Origin of the sequence: Aeromonas sp. s1(2024), from assembly GCF_040908005.1 — a bacterium.
GTDB classification, from domain to species: Bacteria; Pseudomonadota; Gammaproteobacteria; order Enterobacterales; family Aeromonadaceae; genus Aeromonas; species Aeromonas caviae.
This window is the reverse complement of sequence record NZ_JBFOCW010000048.1, coordinates 1-16,195: the sequence shown is the minus strand read 5'-3', so window position 1 is coordinate 16,195 and position 16,195 is coordinate 1. Positions and strand designations below refer to the sequence as shown.

Genomic DNA, 16,195 nt, shown 5'->3' with positions numbered 1-16,195 from the left:
AACGATAACCAACTGGCGATGTTATTCACGCTGGCCAACCTGTTTCGGGCGGACCAAATGATACGTCAGTGGGAGAGATCTCACTAAAAACTGGGGATAACGCCTTAAATGGCGAAGAAACGGTCTAAATAGGCTGATTCAAGGCATTTACGGGAGAAAAAATCGGCTCAAACATGAAGAAATGAAATGACTGCGTCAGCCGAGAAGAATTTCCCCGCTTATTCGCACCTTCCTTAGATAAGGTTGCTCAATCTGGCTTATCCGGCAAACAGGTCGATGCATTTCGCTCAGTCTCAAAGCATAGGAATCAGATGGTTCACTTTTTCCATGAAGCCGAAACATCAGAAGCTGATGAGCGTAGAGTTCGTGGCATTGTAAAGGAGCAGCTAAAGGCGTGGTATTTCCTGCATGATTTATTGTTAGGTCAATGGAAATCGGTTTTTGAAGAGTGGTCAACTCAAATTTCCGATATTGATGCCAAACTAAGGGAGCACCATGAATTTCTAAAAGTCGTGTTTGATGAGTTAAAACCCGCCATAGCTGAACTGGAGAATAAGGGTTACGAATTCCAAGAATGTCCATCCTGCGGATTTACAGCAGAACAGCACGAAACCGAGTTAAAAAAGCTTTATCTTTCGGAATGTCTGGTCTGCGGGTTAAAAGAAAACTGCATTCGTATTGCCTGCAAAGAGTGTGATGACGGAATTTTATTTTTTCATGGAGAACCGTCGGCTACGTGCTCCTCATGCAATGAGGAACACGGGAGTAGTTCGTTACTTGAAGAGTTTGTTGACGAGACAGAAGCTTACCTAGCAGTCAAAGATGGCGGAGATTATCCATTCCCCATTAATTGTGGCGAATGTTGCAGTTACGAAACTGTCGTTGAGGTGGGTACAAACGAGTTTTTGTGCACCGAGTGTTTCACAGTTACAGACAGTTATGGAGTATGCGAATGGTGCAATGATGAATCTACAAATCTGTCTGAAGGTACTATGTGGTCTGGGTGTGAGTTTTGTGATGGACGGGCAGGTTGGGATGATGATTAATAAGGCGGTGTGTACAGATCTAGTTATCACCTGACACCAACCTCCTTCGCCGCAGACAGGCAGGGTATTTCCCCCTGCAAGCCGCCGAGCCGAGTTTAGCTGGTCAGGAGCGCCGTCATGGATGACGGCGCAGCCGCAGGCGGCACAGGGATGTGCCGTGTGCGGTGCTCCGTCCGACCCGATGAAGTAGGCGAGGGAATCCGCGAAACGGACGGCTTGCCGGGGGAGAAGACCTTTGGTGGCTTTGGGTCTTTCCAATGTCACTCTCCCCGGCCCGAAGAGCGGGCGAAACCCCGTCGAGGGCAAAGCCATATCCCGCCCCTGCGCCGTGTCAGGGATGCGGCGATGCCGTCACAGCTCCACATCGTTATCCTCCCCACACTGCACCGATGGCGCCCTCCCCCTCGGGTATTCAATCCCCCCTGCCACTGACCTATAGTGGGCTCCTTTCACACCACCTTTGCGAGCAGCAGTATGTATATCGGTGAATTTGCCCGGCTGGCGGGCACCACCCCAAAGGCGGTCCGTCTCTACGAGCAGCTCGGGCTGCTGCCCGAGCCCAGGCGGCGCGGCAAGTATCGCGTCTACCGGGCCGAGGATCTGGAGTGGGTCGGCTTTATCCGCGAGGCCCAGCGGCTTGGCTGCAAGCTCGGGGAGCTGGTTCCCCTGCTCGCGGGCGTCACCAGCCTCGACCACTTCCCCTGGCAGAAGGTGGAGCAGCTTATCGCGGACAAGCTGGCGCAGATCGCGGCGGAGGTCGCCCGGCTGCAACGCCAGCATCAGGGCTTGAGCCAGTGCGCCACGCTGCTGGCGCAGCACCCCTGCCGCTATGGCGCCCCGGCGCGGCAATCCCCCGACGGGCGGGATCATCCCGCCGCCGCGGCTCGGGGTCAAAAGGTGGCTTGACTCTGTCCCATGGGACAAGGGGTGTAATGGGGGCTCACTTCAAGGAGCCATACCATGACCCCCAACCTGCTTGTTCTCAACGGCAACCCCAAACCCGACAGCCTCTGCCACGCCCTCGCCCGAGAGTATGCCCGCAGTGCCGAGCAAGGGGGCGCGCGCGTCACCCTGCATCACGTGGGGGAGCTCGCCTTCGCGCCGGATCTTCACCATGGCTATGACGAGGTGCAGCCCCTCGAGCCCGATCTGCAGTCGGTGCAGCAGAGCCTGACGCAGGCCCACCATCTGGTGATCGTCGCCCCCGTCTGGTGGGGCCACCTGCCAGCCCGGCTCAAGGGGCTGCTGGATCGCACCCTGCTGCCGGGTTTCGCCTTTCGCTACCAGCCGGGGAAGGCGTACCCGGAGCAGTTGCTCGCCGGCAAGACGGCACGCCTGCTGCTCACCATGGACAGCCCCCCCTGGTATTACCGCTGGTGGCAGGGAGCCCCCCTGGATCGCACCCTGGACAAGCCGGTGCTGGGGCTGTGCGGTATCCGGCTGACCCACCGCCAGCATCTGGGGCCCGTCCACACCTCGGATGAGGGGGCCCGCCAGCGCTGGCTCAGCTAGGCCGGGGCCGCCGCCCGCCAGGATGTGCAGCGGCTGGGCAGGCGCCCCGCCTAATCCCTGCCATGGGCATGTTTTGCCCATTAAAAAGCCCCGCAGTTGCGGGGCTTTTGTCGTCGAGGCGGGGGTTATTTTGCCGCGATGGCGTCTGCCATGGGGCTCTGGAACTCCTGCTCGGCTTCTGCGAAGCGATCCTGCATGGCCTTGGAGGGGGCCTTGTCCAACAGGCTGAACAGCACGATGGCCAGGGTGGCAAACAGGAAGCCCGGGATGATTTCGTACAGACCCAGCCAGCCGAACTGCTTCCAGATGATGACGGTCAGGGCACCGACCAGCATGCCCGCCAGGGCGCCGTTGCGGGTCATGCGGGACCAGAGCACGGAGAGCAGCACCACGGGGCCGAAGGCGGCACCGAAACCGGCCCAGGCGTAGCTCACCAGCCCCAGCACCCGGTTTTCCGGGTTGGTGGCGACGGCGATGGCCACCAGGGCGATCAGCAGCACCATGGCGCGGCCGACCCACACCAGCTCTTTCTGGGAGGCGTTCTTGCGCAGGAAGGGCTTGTAGAGATCCTCGGTGATGGCGCTGGAGCAGACCAGCAGCTGGCAACTGAGGGTACTCATGACCGCCGCCAGGATGGCGGAGAGCAGCACGCCGGCAATCCAGGGGTTGAACAGGATCTTGGAGAGCTCGATGAAGACGCGCTCCGGGTTGGCGGTCACGCCACCCGCCTGCTCGGTGAAGGTGGAGAAGTAGGCCAGGCCGAAGAAACCGATGGCCACGGCGCCACCCAGGCACAGCACCATCCAGGTCATGCTGATGCGACGGGCGCTGGCCATGGAGTGGTGGGAGTCCGCCGCCATGAAGCGCGCCAGGATGTGGGGCTGGCCGAAGTAGCCCAGGCCCCAGGCCATCAGAGAGATGATGGCGATGAAGTCCAGGTTCTTGAACATGTCGAGATTGCTGGCGTTCTGCGCCGCCACCTGCACCATGGCGGTGTCGATGCCGCCCACGGCGATGATGACGAACACAGGAGTCAGGATGAGGGCGAAGATCATCAGGGTCGCCTGCACGGTGTCGGTCCAGCTTACCGCGAGGAAGCCGCCGAAGAAGGTGTAGGTGATGGTGGCCGCGGCACCGATCCAGAGGGCGGTGTCATAGCTCATGCCGAAGGTGCTCTCGAACAGGCGGGCACCGGCCACCACGCCGGAGGCGCAGTAGATGGTGAAGAACAGCAGGATCACCAGGGCGGAGAGGATGCGCAGCACCCGGCTCTTGTCTTCGAAGCGGTAGGTGAAGTAGTCCGGCAGGGTCAGGGCGTTGCGGTTCTTCTCGGTGTGAACCCGCAGCCGACCGGCCACCCAGCGCCAGTTGAAGTAGGCGCCGATGATGAGGCCGATGGCGATCCAGCTCTCGGAGATGCCGCCGATGAAGACGGCGCCAGGCAGGCCCATCAGGAGCCAGCCACTCATGTCGGAGGCACCGGCGGAGAGGGCGGTCACCCAGCTCCCCATGCGGCGGCCGCCGAGAATGTAGTCGTCAAAGTTACGGGTGGCGCGATAGGCGATAAAGCCGATCAACACCATCCCGAGGATGTACACCAGAAAGGTGATGAGCATGGGGGTGCTAGCTGTCATTCAAAACTCCGTTATGTGACGTCTGTGCCCGTTCTTGCGACGGACTCTTCCTTAAAAAAACCGGCCTAGAGTAATCAGCAGATCGCCGGACCACAACCACTTTTAACAAATAAAAAACACATGGAAAACGTTTAACACCTAACCAAGCAACCACTCAATTGCAATAAGGCCGGATTTTATCCCGACCTGCCAAGGGTTTACCCTGATGATTCCCTCCCCCGCGCCATAAAAAAGCCCCGACAGTGGCCGGGGCTCGGAATACCGACGGGCGGGATCAGCGGTTGATGGCGATAGGCATGCCGCTGCGCTGCTCCAGGGCCTGCTTGACCAGCTGGGAGTCGCTGTCCGCGTGGGCGATGAAGCGGGTCACGGCGGTGGACATGGGCAGCGGGGCCGGCAGGCTGGAGTTGAACTCCTCCTGGTTGCGCGAGAGGGGCTGGTGCACTTCCAGGTAGCGGCGGCCATCCGGCTCGACAGAGGCCTTGATGGGCTGGTTCACGAACTGGACGCGGGTACCGACCGGGACCTGCTTGAACAGGTACTCGATGTCGTCGTTGCGCAGACGCACGCAGCCGTGGCTCACCCGCAGGCCGATGCCGAACTGGGCGTTGGTACCGTGGATGGCGTACATCTTGCCGATGTAGAGCGCGAACAGCCCCATGGGGTTGTCCGGACCGGCCGGCCAGACAGCAGGCAGGGTCTCGCCACGGGCGGCGTACTCGGCGTGCATCTTCGCGGTCGGGGTCCAGGTCGGGCCCGCCTTCTTGCGCTGCACGCTGGTCACCCAGTCTTCCGGGGTGTCGGTGCCGAGCTGGCCGATGCCAATCGGCAGCACTTCCACCACCTTCTTGCCTCTGGGGTAGTAGTAGAGGCGCATCTCGGCGACGTTCAGCACGATGCCTTCACGGGGGGCATCCGGCAGGATCAGCTGATGCGGCACGACCAGCTTCTCGCCCGCCTGCAGCAGCAGGGGGTCCGCCTTGGGGTTGGCTTCCAGCATGTTGGTCAAGCCGAGCTGGAATCTGGCCGCTGCCGCTTCCAGGGGTTGGCCCGCCTCTTCCGGGGACACCACGTAGTCCAGGTTCTCCCCCACCAGGCGGCTGTTGGCTGCGGGCAGGGCATATTCGATGGCGAGGGCGGGCATGGCGGCCAGGATCAGGGAGCAGCACAGTGCGGCCGCCGTGTTGTGGAGGAGCTTCATAACTTTCCTGTGATAAAGGGGGTGGTTCAGCACTCTGGCCAGCGCGGAGGCGACGGGCGCGCCCGGGGCGAAGAGAAGGCCGCCATTTTTCTCCTCTGCCATGCAAATTTCAACCGCCACGTGCTGACGGGTCGGTGATTAAATACGGTGCCGCGCCGCGCCGCGGCACCTTGTCATAAGCGGGATCAGCCGTTTTTCCAACTGTGCATGTCATAACCGGTTGGCGACTGATGCAAACGTAGATGGAATTGCTCAATTATCGCAAATATGTGGTCGAAAATATCAGCCTGTATCCCTTCATACTCGGCCCAGGCGGTGGTCGCCGTGAAGCAGTAGATCTCCAGCGGCAGGCCGTCCGTGGTCGGTGCCAACTGGCGCACCATCAGGGTCATGTCCTTGCGAATGCCCGCATGGGCCCGCAGGTAGGCGTCCAGATAGGCGCGCAGGGTGCCGAGGTTGGTGAGGTGGCGACCATTGATGGGGCAGCTGATGGCATCGCTGAGCTGCTGGTTGTAGCTGCTGAGCTCCTGCTCCTTGCGGCTGAGGTAGGGTGCCAGCAACCTGGCCTGCTTGAGCTGCAACTGCTCCTGCGAGGTGAGGAAGCGCACGCTGGTCATGTCGATGTTGACGCTGCGCTTGATGCGGCGCCCGCCGGATTCGGTCATCCCCTGCCAGTTCTTGAAGGAGTCGGAGATGAGGGCATAGGTGGGGATGGTGGTGATGGTCTTGTCCCAGTTCGACACCTTGACCGTGGTGAGGCCGATGTCGGTCACCTCGCCGTCCGCCCCGTACTTGTCCATCTGCAGCCAGTCACCGACGCTCAGCATGCGGTTGGCGGAGAGCTGGATACCCGCCACCAGGCCGAGGATGGGGTCCTTGAACACCAGCATCAGGACCGCGGTCATGGCCCCCAGGCCGCTGAACAGGAAGAGGGGCGACTTGCCGAGCAGCAGGGCGATCATCAGGATGCCCACCAGGATGCTGGCCACCAGTTTCACCCCCTGGAAGATGCCGCGCAGGGGCAGATCCCGCCCAAGCCGGGTATACCGGCTCAGGGAGAGCAGGCAGTCGAGCAGGGCGAACAGGGCCAGCAGCAGGAACAGCAGGATCCAGAGCTGGGCCAGCAACTCGATAAGCGCCAGGCTCTCGGACGCTTTGGGCAGCCAGATCTCCGCCTGACCGAGCAGCACGGCGCCCTGGAACACGAAGGCGAGCCGGTAAAAGAGGCGTTGCTGCAACTGGGGCGGCAGCCACATCTGCTTGGTCTTGCCAAGCAGCCCCACCAGGCGCACCAGCAGGATGCGGTGCAGCACCAGGTGCAGCACCATGGCGGTCAGCACGATGAACCCCAGGGCGATCACCAGGGCCATCATGGGGGTCACATCGACCCCCAGACCTGACAACCAGTTGAAAAACATCTCTTTCATCGTTACCTCCGCAATATCACACAGCGGTCAGGGTACGCATCTGGTCCCCCATGTCAAATGACAGGCCGATCACTATTGCCGAAACGACAACGCCCGGCAGGGGCCGGGCGTTGTCATCACCAGAGGGTGCCTTAGCCGACCAGGCTCAGGGCATCACGAGCGATCACCAGCTCTTCGTTGGTGGGCATCACCAGGGCCAGACGGCTGCCTTCGACGGTGATGGGGCCTTCACCGCCCAGCACGGCGGCGCTGTTGGCCTCCTTGTCGATCTTGAAGCCGAGCAGGGCCAGTCGGGCCAGCACCATCTCGCGCACCATGGCGGCGTTCTCGCCGATGCCGCCGGTGAACACCAGGGCGTCCAGGCGACCATCCATGGCGGCAGCATAGGCACCGACGTACTTGGCAACGCGATAGGTGAAGACATCCAGCGCACGCTTGGCACCGGCGTCGGTGGCGTAGTTGCCGGTGACGTAGCGGCAGTCGCTGCTCTCCTCGGTCATGCCCAGCAGGCCGGATTCGCGGGTCAGCACCTGGTTGATCTTGTCCACGCTGTAACCCAGGTTGTCGTGCATGAAGAAGACGATGGCAGGGTCGATGTCACCGGAGCGGGTGCCCATCGCCAGCCCTTCCAGCGGGGTCAGCCCCATGGAGGTGTCGACGGACTCGCCGTTCTTGATGGCGCAGACGGAGGCACCGTTGCCCAGGTGGCAGTTGATGATGTTGAGCTCATGGAGCGGTTTGCCCAGCGCCTTGGCGGTCTCTTCGGCGATGAAGCGGTGGGAGGTGCCGTGGGCGCCGTAACGACGGATGCCGTTCTCGCGATAGAGTTTGTAGGGCAGCGCGTAGAGGTAGGCTTCCTCTGGCAGGGTCTGGTGGAAGGCGGTGTCAAACACGGCCACGTTCTTGTCGGCCAGGGCCGGGAACACCTTGAGGGCGGCACGGATGCCGATGAGGTGCGCCGGGTTGTGCAGGGGGGCAAACGGAATGGCGGCCTCGATGCCGGCGATCACGCCCTCATCGATGCGAACGGAACGGGAGAACTGCTCGCCGCCGTGCACGATGCGATGGCCGATGGCGACCAGCTGATCGGCCAGGGCGGGATCCTGGGGCAGGATGTGGCCCACGATGTGGTCGAGGGCTTCCTGGTGCGCGGCACCGGCGCCCAGCATGGCGTCGCCCTTGACCCCGTGGAGTTTCCATTTGATACGTGCGTCATCCAGATTGAAGCATTCGGCCAGGCCGGACAGCATGTCCTCGCCCGTTTCAGCGTCCATTACGGCAAATTTCAGGGAAGAGCTACCGCAGTTAAGGATCAATACCAACTTGCTCATGTTCTACATCTTCCTGTGCTTCGGCTTTACGCCGACAGTGTCGTGTCATCCAGCGATGGATGGGATTCCCCTGCCGGGGGCTTATGGTCGCAGGAGGGTGCGTCCAATTTTTCAAATCGTTGGGCGCAGACCGTTCGTCTGGCGCGCGCGTCGAATCAGCGATTCGCAACGGGCCTCTGTTGGCCCAATCACTCGGGACTCCAGGCCCCGAATGCCACTCAGGCGCCGGTCAGCAGCGACTGGTGAACCTTGACGACCAGCTTCTTGACCGGACCTGGGGTCGTCAGGGTACAGAGGGGGCGATGCAGTTCTCCCGGCCAGAAGATGGCGAAGTCGCCGGGCTGCAACGCCAGATAACTGGTCTGCTCGTCATCGACGAACCAGAGATCGGGGTGAGGATGGTCGGCACCGTCCCGGCTGTAGGCGTGAGGGCCCACGCCGATCCACTCCTCGCCGCGCAGCAGCAGCTGGATGTCCAGATACTGCTCATGAAACTCGCCCCGGCGATCCACCACCGGCTCTGTCAAATCCTCGCTCACCAGGCAGAACAGCATGAGGCCGTCGACCTCCTGCTTGCCGAGGGGGGCGTGCAGCCAGCGTTCGACGCTTTGCACCACCTCGGCCACGATACGGTTCAGGGGGGCGGGCAAGGGGGTGCGTTGCAAGGTATCCAGACTGCCGGTGATCATGAGGTTCGCATCCTTAGATATATCTGTGGTCTATCTTTGTGCACCAATGAAAAAGGACCATTGAAGGTCCTTTTATCGTCTCGTCTGCCATCCGTGCAGACGGGGGCGCTGTCGCTTCCTAGCCGATGGCGCCGAGTCACTGTTGCATACTCGTCCGCCCCTGCCAAGAGATACTCGCCCATTTACCCGATGATCGTACCAGTTGAAACAATATTATTCACTACCCAATCTCCCCCGACTTTGACCAGACGCAAAAACGGGAGCATCTGCTCCCGTTTTTTTTCCATCACCCGCTCAAAGCGGTACCATTCAAACCTTGCCGGCGTTTTCCACCGGCTTGGCGTACATGGCGCGCCAGATGGCCTTGTGCTCTTGTGGCACCTCGGACTGGCGAGTCAGGAAGGCGCTCTGCTCTATGGTGCTGGCCTTGCCGGGCACATCCGCCGCGAGGTAGTTGCCCGGGAAGAGGCGATAGCTGCTCCAGATCGCCTTGTCGATGAGCGCCGCCAGCTCGTCCGGATCGCTGAAGCCCTCGGTGATGGGGGCGCCGAAGGAGACATGTACCCGCCCCTTCTGGCCGACGATGCCCGCGACGATACTCTCGATGTCCTCGAACTCGCCCTTCTCGTAGCTGCCGTTGACCGACTTCTCGTAGAGCTCGCGCGCCTTGGCCTTGTCGGTGGGATCCAGCTCGTAGCTGATGCTCACCGGCACGATGTTGAGGCTGCGCATGTAGTCGACGAACTCGATCTTCTGCTTCTTGCCGTCCACGTAGAACATCTTGAGGATGGCTGGATCCGTCTTGTCATCCCCGTCCTTGGCGCGCCCCTCCTTCTGGGCGATCCAGATGGAGTGCCCCTCATGCACCGACTGGCCGATGTAGGCCGACAGCTCGCCGAGGGCCTTCATCATCTCCCGCGGCCCCTTGGCGGAGCGCTTGACGATGAAGCTCTTGTTGAGCTTCATCAGCTCGGTGGCGCAGGGCTTGCGCAGCAGGTTGTCGCCGATGGCGATGCGCACGGTATCGAAACCATGGGTGTGCAGCCCCCAGTTGACGAACGCCGGATCCATGGCGATGTCCCTGTGGTTGGAGACGAACAGGTAGCCTTGCTCCTTCTTGAGGTGTTCGAGCCCGGAGAAGCTCACTCCCTGGGTGGAGGTGGCGATCATCCGGGTCATGTAGCGGGTCACCCCCATCTGTACCTGATGGATGGTGCTGACCTTGGCCCACTTGTGGCGCAGGAACTGGCGGATCAGCGGGCGAATGGCCCAGCCCAGCCAGCTCATCAGGGAACCGAAGCGGTATTTGGCGATGGCGCCGATAAACTCGTCATCCTGGATCAGCCGCTCGATGGCAGCCGGCACTTCTTCATCGCGATAGGGGCGAATGTCCGCGAATCTATCTACTTCTGTCACAATGTCTGCCTTGCATGTATGGAGTCGCGGCCTGCGTCTGCCGGCCGGGAAAATTCAGGGCGCAATTTTACACGCTTTTATCCCCAGGGGTATGAGAGGCGTACAGATAGTGCGATCTTGCAGTGAAAAAGCGATGGCGGTCACCCGCCAGCCCTCCTTTCGACAACGGCTCTGCTAGCCAGCGGGATTGATGAGCGCGGTGAGGACGTGGTCCTCCCAGCGGCCGTTGATCATCAGATAGTCCCGAGCGTAACCCTCCTGCTCGAACCCCAGCCGTTCGAGGAGCGCGCCGCTTCGCAGGTTCGCGGGCATGTAGCTGGCCATGATGCGATGCAGGCCCCGCTCCCGGAACAGGTGATCGATGCCGGCGGCCACCACCTCCTGCATCAGGCCCTGCCCCTCGTGCTCCTTGTCGATGGCATAGCCCAGGTGGCACGCCTTGAACATGCCCATCACAATGTTCGTGAAATTGCAGGTGGCGAGCACCCGCTCCCCCCTGGGATCGAGCGCCACCAGTTGCACGGCACTGCCCTCGAAATAGTGGCCGTAACCGTCGCGCAAGCGGGTCTGCCAGTGGGCGAGGGTGTAGAAGCTCTCCTCCCGCCTGGGCTCCCAGGGGGACAGGTGGGCGCGATTGCGCAGATAGAAATCCACCATCAGGCAGGCCCGCTCCGGGGTCAGCACGGTCAGCCGGGTACGGGGGGTGGCAATGTGTGGCAGCGTCGTCATCTCACCCTCAGGAGGTTGGAAGCGGACAGGAAGGTCATCAGAGATCCCTCAGCCTCAGCCACTCGTCCCGCAGCAGGCCGTAGTGCACATGATCCACCACCCTGTCCGCCAGCCGCTCCGCCCGCCGGGTGATCCCCTCCTGGGTCATTCCCAGCCGCTCGCACACGGCCCGGCTCGCCTCGTTCTCGAGGGCGGCGCTGATCTCTACCTTCTCCATCCCCATCTCCTCGAAGGCGTGATGGATCAAGGCCTGGCAGGCCCGGGTGATGATGCCGTGCCCCTGCCAGCGCTCCGCCAGCCAGTAGCCGATGGTCACCTTGCTGAGATCCTGATCGATCTGGTTGTAACCGATGACGCCGACCACCTCCCCCTGATACTCGATGGCCGTGGTCAGCCCCTCCCCCCGGGCAAACTTCTCGATGGAGTGGCGAATGAAGGTGGCGCTGTCGGCGGGCTGCTGGATGTGGGGCACCCAGGGCAGCCACTGGGAGAGGTAATCGCGGTTGCGCTGGCAGAGGCGAAACAGCTCGCTGGCCATGTCGGGTTGCAGGAACAGGAGCGCCAGCTCGTCATCCAGTTGCCATGAAAACATCGCCACTCCTCCCCGGTTCCGCTCCGGCCACCTGCCGTCATGGGAGCCAATGTAGTCAATCAATCCCTTGTTTGCCAAGGACTTTTCAACCGGCTTCCCCGCTGGCAACCCCCATATGGCGATCCCCATGCGGGCACCTTGCCCCCAGGTCATCAATCACCCCTCGCAGCGGTTCAACATGCTGCCATTACCAGTATTTGTGGATGATTGGCGCTGTAAAAGTGAATCGTGCTACCTGTTTTCGCTGCCCTGTGACAAATGACAGGCCGTTATTTTCCCCCTTCCCACTAGTGTAAGAGCGCCGGGCAACGGACCCGGCGTGTAATCTTCATCGACTAAGGAAAGACGAGATGAACAAAGTCTATTTGGCCGTCATGCTGGCCTGCTGGGGAAGCGCCGCCATGGCGGCAGAACAGGTGGAAGTGAACCAGGTCTCGGACCTGGCCGGTGCGGTGAGTGGCGCCGCCAAGATTGGCGCCCTTGGCGCCGGGGATGGCGAGTTTCGCAAGGTGCGGGCGGTGACGCTGCCCAATGGCCAGCAGCGGATACGCTATGAGCAGACCTGGCAGGGGATTCCGGTGTGGGGCCAGGTCCTGGTGGCCGATCAGGCGCTGGGGGGCCAGGTCAATCAGGTGTCCGGCACCATGCTGCGCAAGATCGATGCCGACCTGACGGGCCCGGCCGTTGCCCTCTCCGCCAGCGACGCCGCACGCCAGGCTCGCAGCGGTGCCAAGGGGAGCAACGAACAGGTCAAGCTGTTCGTGATGCAGGATGAGACCGGCCAGGCCAGACTGGTCTATCTGGTCTCCTGGCTCGCCGCCAGCAAGGAACCGAGCCGCCCCTTCGTGATGATCGACGCCCAGACCGGCAGCGAGCTCAAACGCTGGGAGGGGATCAACCACAAGGACGCCACCGGCCCGGGGGGCAACGTCAAGACCGGCAAGTATTTCTACGGCGCCGACTTTGGCCCCCTGCAGGTGGATGACAACTGCCGCATGACGGGGACCAACGTGGACACCCTCAACATGAATCACGGCACCACGGGGGGCGCCATCCACCAGTTCACCTGCCCGGAGAACACGGTCAAGGAGATCAACGGTGCTTACTCTCCTCTCAACGATGCCCACTACTTCGGCAACGTGGTGTTCGACATGTACCGCAACTGGTACAACACGGCACCGCTGAGCTTCAAGCTCAAGATGCGGGTGCACTACAGCCGCAACTACGAGAACGCCTTCTGGGACGGCAGCCAGATGACCTTCGGCGACGGGGCCACCACCTTCTATCCACTGGTGAGCCTGGATGTGGCGGCCCACGAGGTGAGCCATGGCTTCACCGAGCAGAACTCAGGGCTGGTCTACTCCGGTCAGTCCGGCGGCATCAACGAGGCCTTCTCCGACATGGCGGGGGAAGCGGCCGAATACTACATGAAGGGCAGCAACGACTGGCTGGTGGGGGCCCAGATCTTCAAGGGCAACGGCTCCTTGCGCTACTTCGAGGACCCGGCCCGGGACGGCAAGTCCATCGGCCATGCCAGCGATTACTATGACGGCATCGACGTGCACCACAGCTCCGGGGTCTACAACCGCGCCTTCTACCTGCTGGCCAACACCAGCGGTTGGCAAACCCGCAAGGCGTTCGAGGTGTTCGTGCTGGCCAACCGCCTCTACTGGGGCCCCAACACCACCTTCGATCAGGGGGCGTGCGGGGTGACCAGGGCCGCCACGGATCTCGGTTACAGCGTGAGCGACGTGGCAGCCGCCTTCACCGCCGTCGGGGTCAATGCCACCTGCGCCGGCACCACGCCCCAACCGGGCAGCGTGCTGCAAAGCGGGGTACCGGTGAGCAATCTCACCGCCGCCAAGGGGGGCAAGCTGAACTTCACCGTCGAGGTGCCCGCCGGCAGAAGCCAGCTGGTGGTGACCAGCAGCGGCGGCAACGGGGATGCGGATCTCTACGTGAAGTTCGGCAGCGCGCCGACCGCCAGCAGCTATGACTGCCGCCCCTACAAGAGCGGCAATGCCGAAACCTGTACCCTGAACGCCCCCAAGGCGGGGACCTGGCACGTGCAGCTGAGCGGGTTCAGCGCCTTCTCCGGCGTCACCCTCAAGGCCAGCTACTGAGTCTGAGCGGGCATCAAGGGGAATAAGCGAAGAGCGCCGGCCTGGTCCGGCGCTTTTTTATGTCCGCTTGCCCGACCAGCGCCGGGCCAGGGTACGGGCCGCCTCCAGCACCCGCTCCTTGGCGGGATTGGGGCGCTTGCCGCTGCGCCAGGCCATCATCACGTCCCAGTGATCCGGTGGCAAATCCACCACGTCCAGCTTCACCAGGCGACCGAACTCCAGATCCCGGGTGATGGCGAGCGCCGGCATCAGGGTGATGAAGCCGTGCTCCAGCGCCAGCTCCCGCGCCGCACTCGCTGGCTGGATGGCGTGCAGCGGGCTCGCCACCTGGCGCAGCAGGCGTAACTGCAGGATCAGCTCGTCGCAGCCCGTCCCCCACTGCTGGGGCGCCAGCCGCTCGTTGGCAATGTCCTGCAGGGTCAGCCCCTGCCGCCCGGCCAGCGGGTGGGTGGCGCAGGCCACGGCGATGATCGGGGAACGGTAAAGCAGTTCGAGCTGGATGCCCGCGATGGCAGGGCACTTGAGAATAAAGCCCACGTCGGTCTCGCCGGTCAGCAACTCCTGCATGATGATGCCAGAGTGATCCGTGTTGCAGCGGATCTCGAAGGTCTCGTCCACCAGGGCCAGCAGCAGGGGGCCGAACACCGCCGTGGTCAGGGAGGGGAGGCAGGAGAGCCGGATCCGCGGCAATGCAGGCGCCCCCTGCATCGCCAGCCGCCCCCCTTCCAGTGCGCTCAGGGCCGCGGTCGCGGCAGGCAGAAACTGCTCGCAGGCCGGGGTCGGGGTGGCCCCCCGACGATGGCGACGGAACAGGGACTGGCCCAGCTCCTGCTCCAGCACGGCAATGCGCTGGCTCACCATGGGTTGTGACCAGCCGCGAATGGCGGCCACCTTGCTGAAGCTGCCACGGTTGGCCACGTCCAGCAGCAGTTGCAAATCGTCGAGGGTCATAGCCATAACCAAATCCAATATGAAATATAGCCAGTTGTCGGCTACCACTATATCTGGAGCCCCACCAGAATAGCAGCATCAATCGTCATGAACCGGCTGAACGCCACCGAGCCAGGGAGTTGTCATCCCCCTTGGCTCTGTTTGGTGACGGCGCCGTTCGGGCAAGAAAGACAACAATATCAGCGAAGCAAACAGAGGTATCAGGGTCATGGTGGATCGGGCGAGGCGGTTGGGGCGGTGGTTCTTGGCATTGGATTCCCTGCTGGTGATCCTGGGCTTCTTCGTGGTGATGCCCATGATCAGCCTGCGCTTCGTCGACCAACTGGGCTGGGCCGCCGGTGTGGTGGGACTGGCACTGGGGCTGCGTCAGCTTACCCAGCAAGGGCTGGGGGTCTTTGGCGGCTCCCTCGCCGACAAGTTCGGGGCGCGCCCCCTCATCGTCTGCGGCATGCTGCTGCGGGCGCTGGGGTTTGCCAGCCTGGCCTATGCCCAGAGCGGATTGGAACTGATCCTCTCCTGCATCATCTCGGGGCTGGGTGGCTGCCTGTTCGATCCCCCCCGCGCCGCCCTGGTGATCAAGTTCACCCGGCCACGGGAGCGGGGTCGCTACATCTCCCTGCTGATGATGCTGGAGAGCGCCGGCGCCGTGGTGGGAGCCCTGCTCGGCAGTTGGCTGCTCAACTTCGATTTTGAATATGTCTGCCTGCTGGGTGCCGGCCTCTTCGTCTGCGCCGCCCTGTGCAACCTGCTGATCCTGCCCCCCTACAAGCTTTCGGTGCGCCCGACGCCGATCCGGGACGGCCTCGGCCAGGTGCTGGCGGACAAGGCCTTCTGCCGACTGGTGCTGATCTTAAGCGGCTACTACGCGCTCTGGGTGCAGGTCATGCTGATCTTCCCCATTCTGGTCAAACAGATGGCGGGCAGCACCACGGCGGTGGGCTGGATGTATACCCTGGAGACGGCCATCTCCCTGGCCCTGCTCTACCCCCTTGCCCGGTTCGGCGAGCGCCACTTCAAGCTGGAGAACCGCCTGATGGCGGGGGTGCTGCTGATGACCACGGGGATCGGGCTGGTGGCCTTTGCTACCACCTTGCCCGCCGTCTTCCTGCTGCTCGCCTGCTTCTACCTTGGCATCGTCATCGCCGAGCCGGCGCGGGAAACCCTGATGACCAAGCTGGCACAACCGGGGGCGCGGGGCAGCTACATGGGCTTCAGCCGACTGGGGCTGGCGCTCGGGGGCATGACGGGTTACGTGGGGGGCGGTGCTCTGCACGACTACGCCATGGCCCAGGGGCAACCCTGGTTGCCCTGGCTGGTGCTCGGCACCGTCGGTGTCACCACCTTGCTGCTGCTGGCCAACTGCTTCCAGCGCGGCTCCCGCCTGGCAGGGGTCAACGCCTGATCCTCTGGCAATCATCCCGTCTACCCCGGGCGCCCTTCTCTTGAAGGCTGCCGGTCGATGCCCAGCACCTGCGCGACGACGACGGTCGCAAGCGGGTGGCCCACCAGTTCGCCAACCAGACTGCCGCCATCTGGAAGAACAT

At 62.5% G+C, this 16,195-nt stretch carries 14 protein-coding genes; 5 read left to right on the top strand and 9 right to left on the bottom strand.

Annotated elements, in window-relative coordinates:
- The first annotated feature begins 311 nt into the window (after positions 1-311).
- The 3 genes from AB5Y70_RS11730 (at position 312) to AB5Y70_RS11720 (ending at position 2,558) form a co-directional block, all read left to right on the top strand.
- Positions 312-1,046 carry a hypothetical protein gene (locus AB5Y70_RS11730; RefSeq protein ID WP_162629644.1) on the top strand — a complete coding sequence of 245 codons (735 nt, stop codon included), beginning with the start codon at positions 312-314 and terminating at the stop codon, positions 1,044-1,046.
- A gap of 474 nt (positions 1,047-1,520) precedes the next feature.
- Entirely contained in the window at positions 1,521-1,952 is a 432-nt protein-coding gene (locus AB5Y70_RS11725; protein WP_052815914.1) for a MerR family transcriptional regulator, read from the top strand.
- Between the two features lie 54 nt (positions 1,953-2,006).
- Positions 2,007-2,558, top strand: coding sequence for an NAD(P)H-dependent oxidoreductase (locus AB5Y70_RS11720; protein WP_052815900.1), 552 nt, complete (start codon positions 2,007-2,009; stop codon positions 2,556-2,558).
- Between the two features lie 125 nt (positions 2,559-2,683).
- On the opposite strand, the gene putP is transcribed toward AB5Y70_RS11720, so the two are convergent.
- From putP to AB5Y70_RS11680, 8 genes are all read right to left on the bottom strand, one after another.
- Positions 2,684-4,192, bottom strand: coding sequence for a sodium/proline symporter PutP (gene putP / locus AB5Y70_RS11715; protein WP_045525661.1), 1,509 nt, complete (start codon positions 4,190-4,192; stop codon positions 2,684-2,686).
- A gap of 274 nt (positions 4,193-4,466) precedes the next feature.
- Positions 4,467-5,393, bottom strand: coding sequence for a L,D-transpeptidase family protein (locus AB5Y70_RS11710; RefSeq protein WP_052815902.1), 927 nt, complete (start codon positions 5,391-5,393; stop codon positions 4,467-4,469).
- Between the two features lie 185 nt (positions 5,394-5,578).
- Positions 5,579-6,820 (bottom strand): mechanosensitive ion channel family protein, encoded by a 1,242-nt coding sequence (locus AB5Y70_RS11705; RefSeq protein ID WP_052815905.1) that lies wholly within the window; start codon positions 6,818-6,820, stop codon positions 5,579-5,581.
- A 131-nt stretch (positions 6,821-6,951) separates the two neighbouring features.
- Positions 6,952-8,151, bottom strand: a complete 1,200-nt coding sequence (locus AB5Y70_RS11700) for an acetate kinase (RefSeq protein ID WP_069652036.1) — start codon at positions 8,149-8,151, stop codon at positions 6,952-6,954.
- 218 nt (positions 8,152-8,369) lie between these two features.
- Complete coding sequence (locus AB5Y70_RS11695; RefSeq protein WP_052815909.1) at positions 8,370-8,840, bottom strand: YhcH/YjgK/YiaL family protein; 471 nt, start codon at positions 8,838-8,840, stop codon at positions 8,370-8,372.
- A gap of 309 nt (positions 8,841-9,149) precedes the next feature.
- Positions 9,150-10,256, bottom strand: coding sequence for a 1-acyl-sn-glycerol-3-phosphate acyltransferase (locus tag AB5Y70_RS11690; protein WP_010675527.1), 1,107 nt, complete (start codon positions 10,254-10,256; stop codon positions 9,150-9,152).
- A gap of 174 nt (positions 10,257-10,430) precedes the next feature.
- On the bottom strand, positions 10,431-10,985 hold the full coding sequence (locus AB5Y70_RS11685) for a GNAT family N-acetyltransferase (protein ID WP_041212415.1): 555 nt from the start codon (positions 10,983-10,985) through the stop codon (positions 10,431-10,433).
- Between the two features lie 37 nt (positions 10,986-11,022).
- On the bottom strand, positions 11,023-11,577 hold the full coding sequence (locus AB5Y70_RS11680) for a GNAT family N-acetyltransferase (RefSeq protein ID WP_048206978.1): 555 nt from the start codon (positions 11,575-11,577) through the stop codon (positions 11,023-11,025).
- Positions 11,578-11,927: 350 nt separating this feature from the next.
- Between AB5Y70_RS11680 and AB5Y70_RS11675 the strand changes: the two genes are divergently transcribed.
- Positions 11,928-13,700: a M4 family metallopeptidase gene (locus AB5Y70_RS11675; protein WP_111896788.1), complete on the top strand. Its 1,773-nt coding sequence runs from the start codon at positions 11,928-11,930 to the stop codon at positions 13,698-13,700.
- A gap of 57 nt (positions 13,701-13,757) precedes the next feature.
- On the opposite strand, the gene AB5Y70_RS11670 is transcribed toward AB5Y70_RS11675, so the two are convergent.
- Positions 13,758-14,657 (bottom strand): LysR family transcriptional regulator, encoded by a 900-nt coding sequence (locus AB5Y70_RS11670; protein ID WP_029314793.1) that lies wholly within the window; start codon positions 14,655-14,657, stop codon positions 13,758-13,760.
- Between the two features lie 202 nt (positions 14,658-14,859).
- Here AB5Y70_RS11670 and mdtH point away from each other — a divergent pair, with 202 nt between their 5' ends.
- Entirely contained in the window at positions 14,860-16,053 is a 1,194-nt protein-coding gene (mdtH, locus tag AB5Y70_RS11665) for a multidrug efflux MFS transporter MdtH (protein WP_029314794.1), read from the top strand.
- Positions 16,054-16,195 lie beyond the last annotated feature (142 nt).

Bases quoted from the DNA above. Each gene is read 5' to 3' on its own strand.
- AB5Y70_RS11685 (WP_041212415.1), bottom strand. From the start codon at position 10,985: ATGACGACGCTGCCACACATTGCCACCCCCCGTACCCGGCTGACCGTG.
- AB5Y70_RS11710 (WP_052815902.1), bottom strand. From the start codon at position 5,393: ATGAAGCTCCTCCACAACACGGCGGCCGCACTGTGCTGCTCCCTGATC.
- AB5Y70_RS11670 (WP_029314793.1), bottom strand. From the start codon at position 14,657: ATGGCTATGACCCTCGACGATTTGCAACTGCTGCTGGACGTGGCCAAC.
- AB5Y70_RS11695 (WP_052815909.1), bottom strand. From the start codon at position 8,840: ATGATCACCGGCAGTCTGGATACCTTGCAACGCACCCCCTTGCCCGCC.
- AB5Y70_RS11720 (WP_052815900.1), top strand. From the start codon at position 2,007: ATGACCCCCAACCTGCTTGTTCTCAACGGCAACCCCAAACCCGACAGC.
- AB5Y70_RS11675 (WP_111896788.1), top strand. From the start codon at position 11,928: ATGAACAAAGTCTATTTGGCCGTCATGCTGGCCTGCTGGGGAAGCGCC.
- AB5Y70_RS11725 (WP_052815914.1), top strand. From the start codon at position 1,521: ATGTATATCGGTGAATTTGCCCGGCTGGCGGGCACCACCCCAAAGGCG.
- putP (WP_045525661.1), bottom strand. From the start codon at position 4,192: ATGACAGCTAGCACCCCCATGCTCATCACCTTTCTGGTGTACATCCTC.
- AB5Y70_RS11730 (WP_162629644.1), top strand. From the start codon at position 312: ATGGTTCACTTTTTCCATGAAGCCGAAACATCAGAAGCTGATGAGCGT.
- AB5Y70_RS11705 (WP_052815905.1), bottom strand. From the start codon at position 6,820: ATGAAAGAGATGTTTTTCAACTGGTTGTCAGGTCTGGGGGTCGATGTG.
- mdtH (WP_029314794.1), top strand. From the start codon at position 14,860: ATGGTGGATCGGGCGAGGCGGTTGGGGCGGTGGTTCTTGGCATTGGAT.
- AB5Y70_RS11700 (WP_069652036.1), bottom strand. From the start codon at position 8,151: ATGAGCAAGTTGGTATTGATCCTTAACTGCGGTAGCTCTTCCCTGAAA.
- AB5Y70_RS11680 (WP_048206978.1), bottom strand. From the start codon at position 11,577: ATGTTTTCATGGCAACTGGATGACGAGCTGGCGCTCCTGTTCCTGCAA.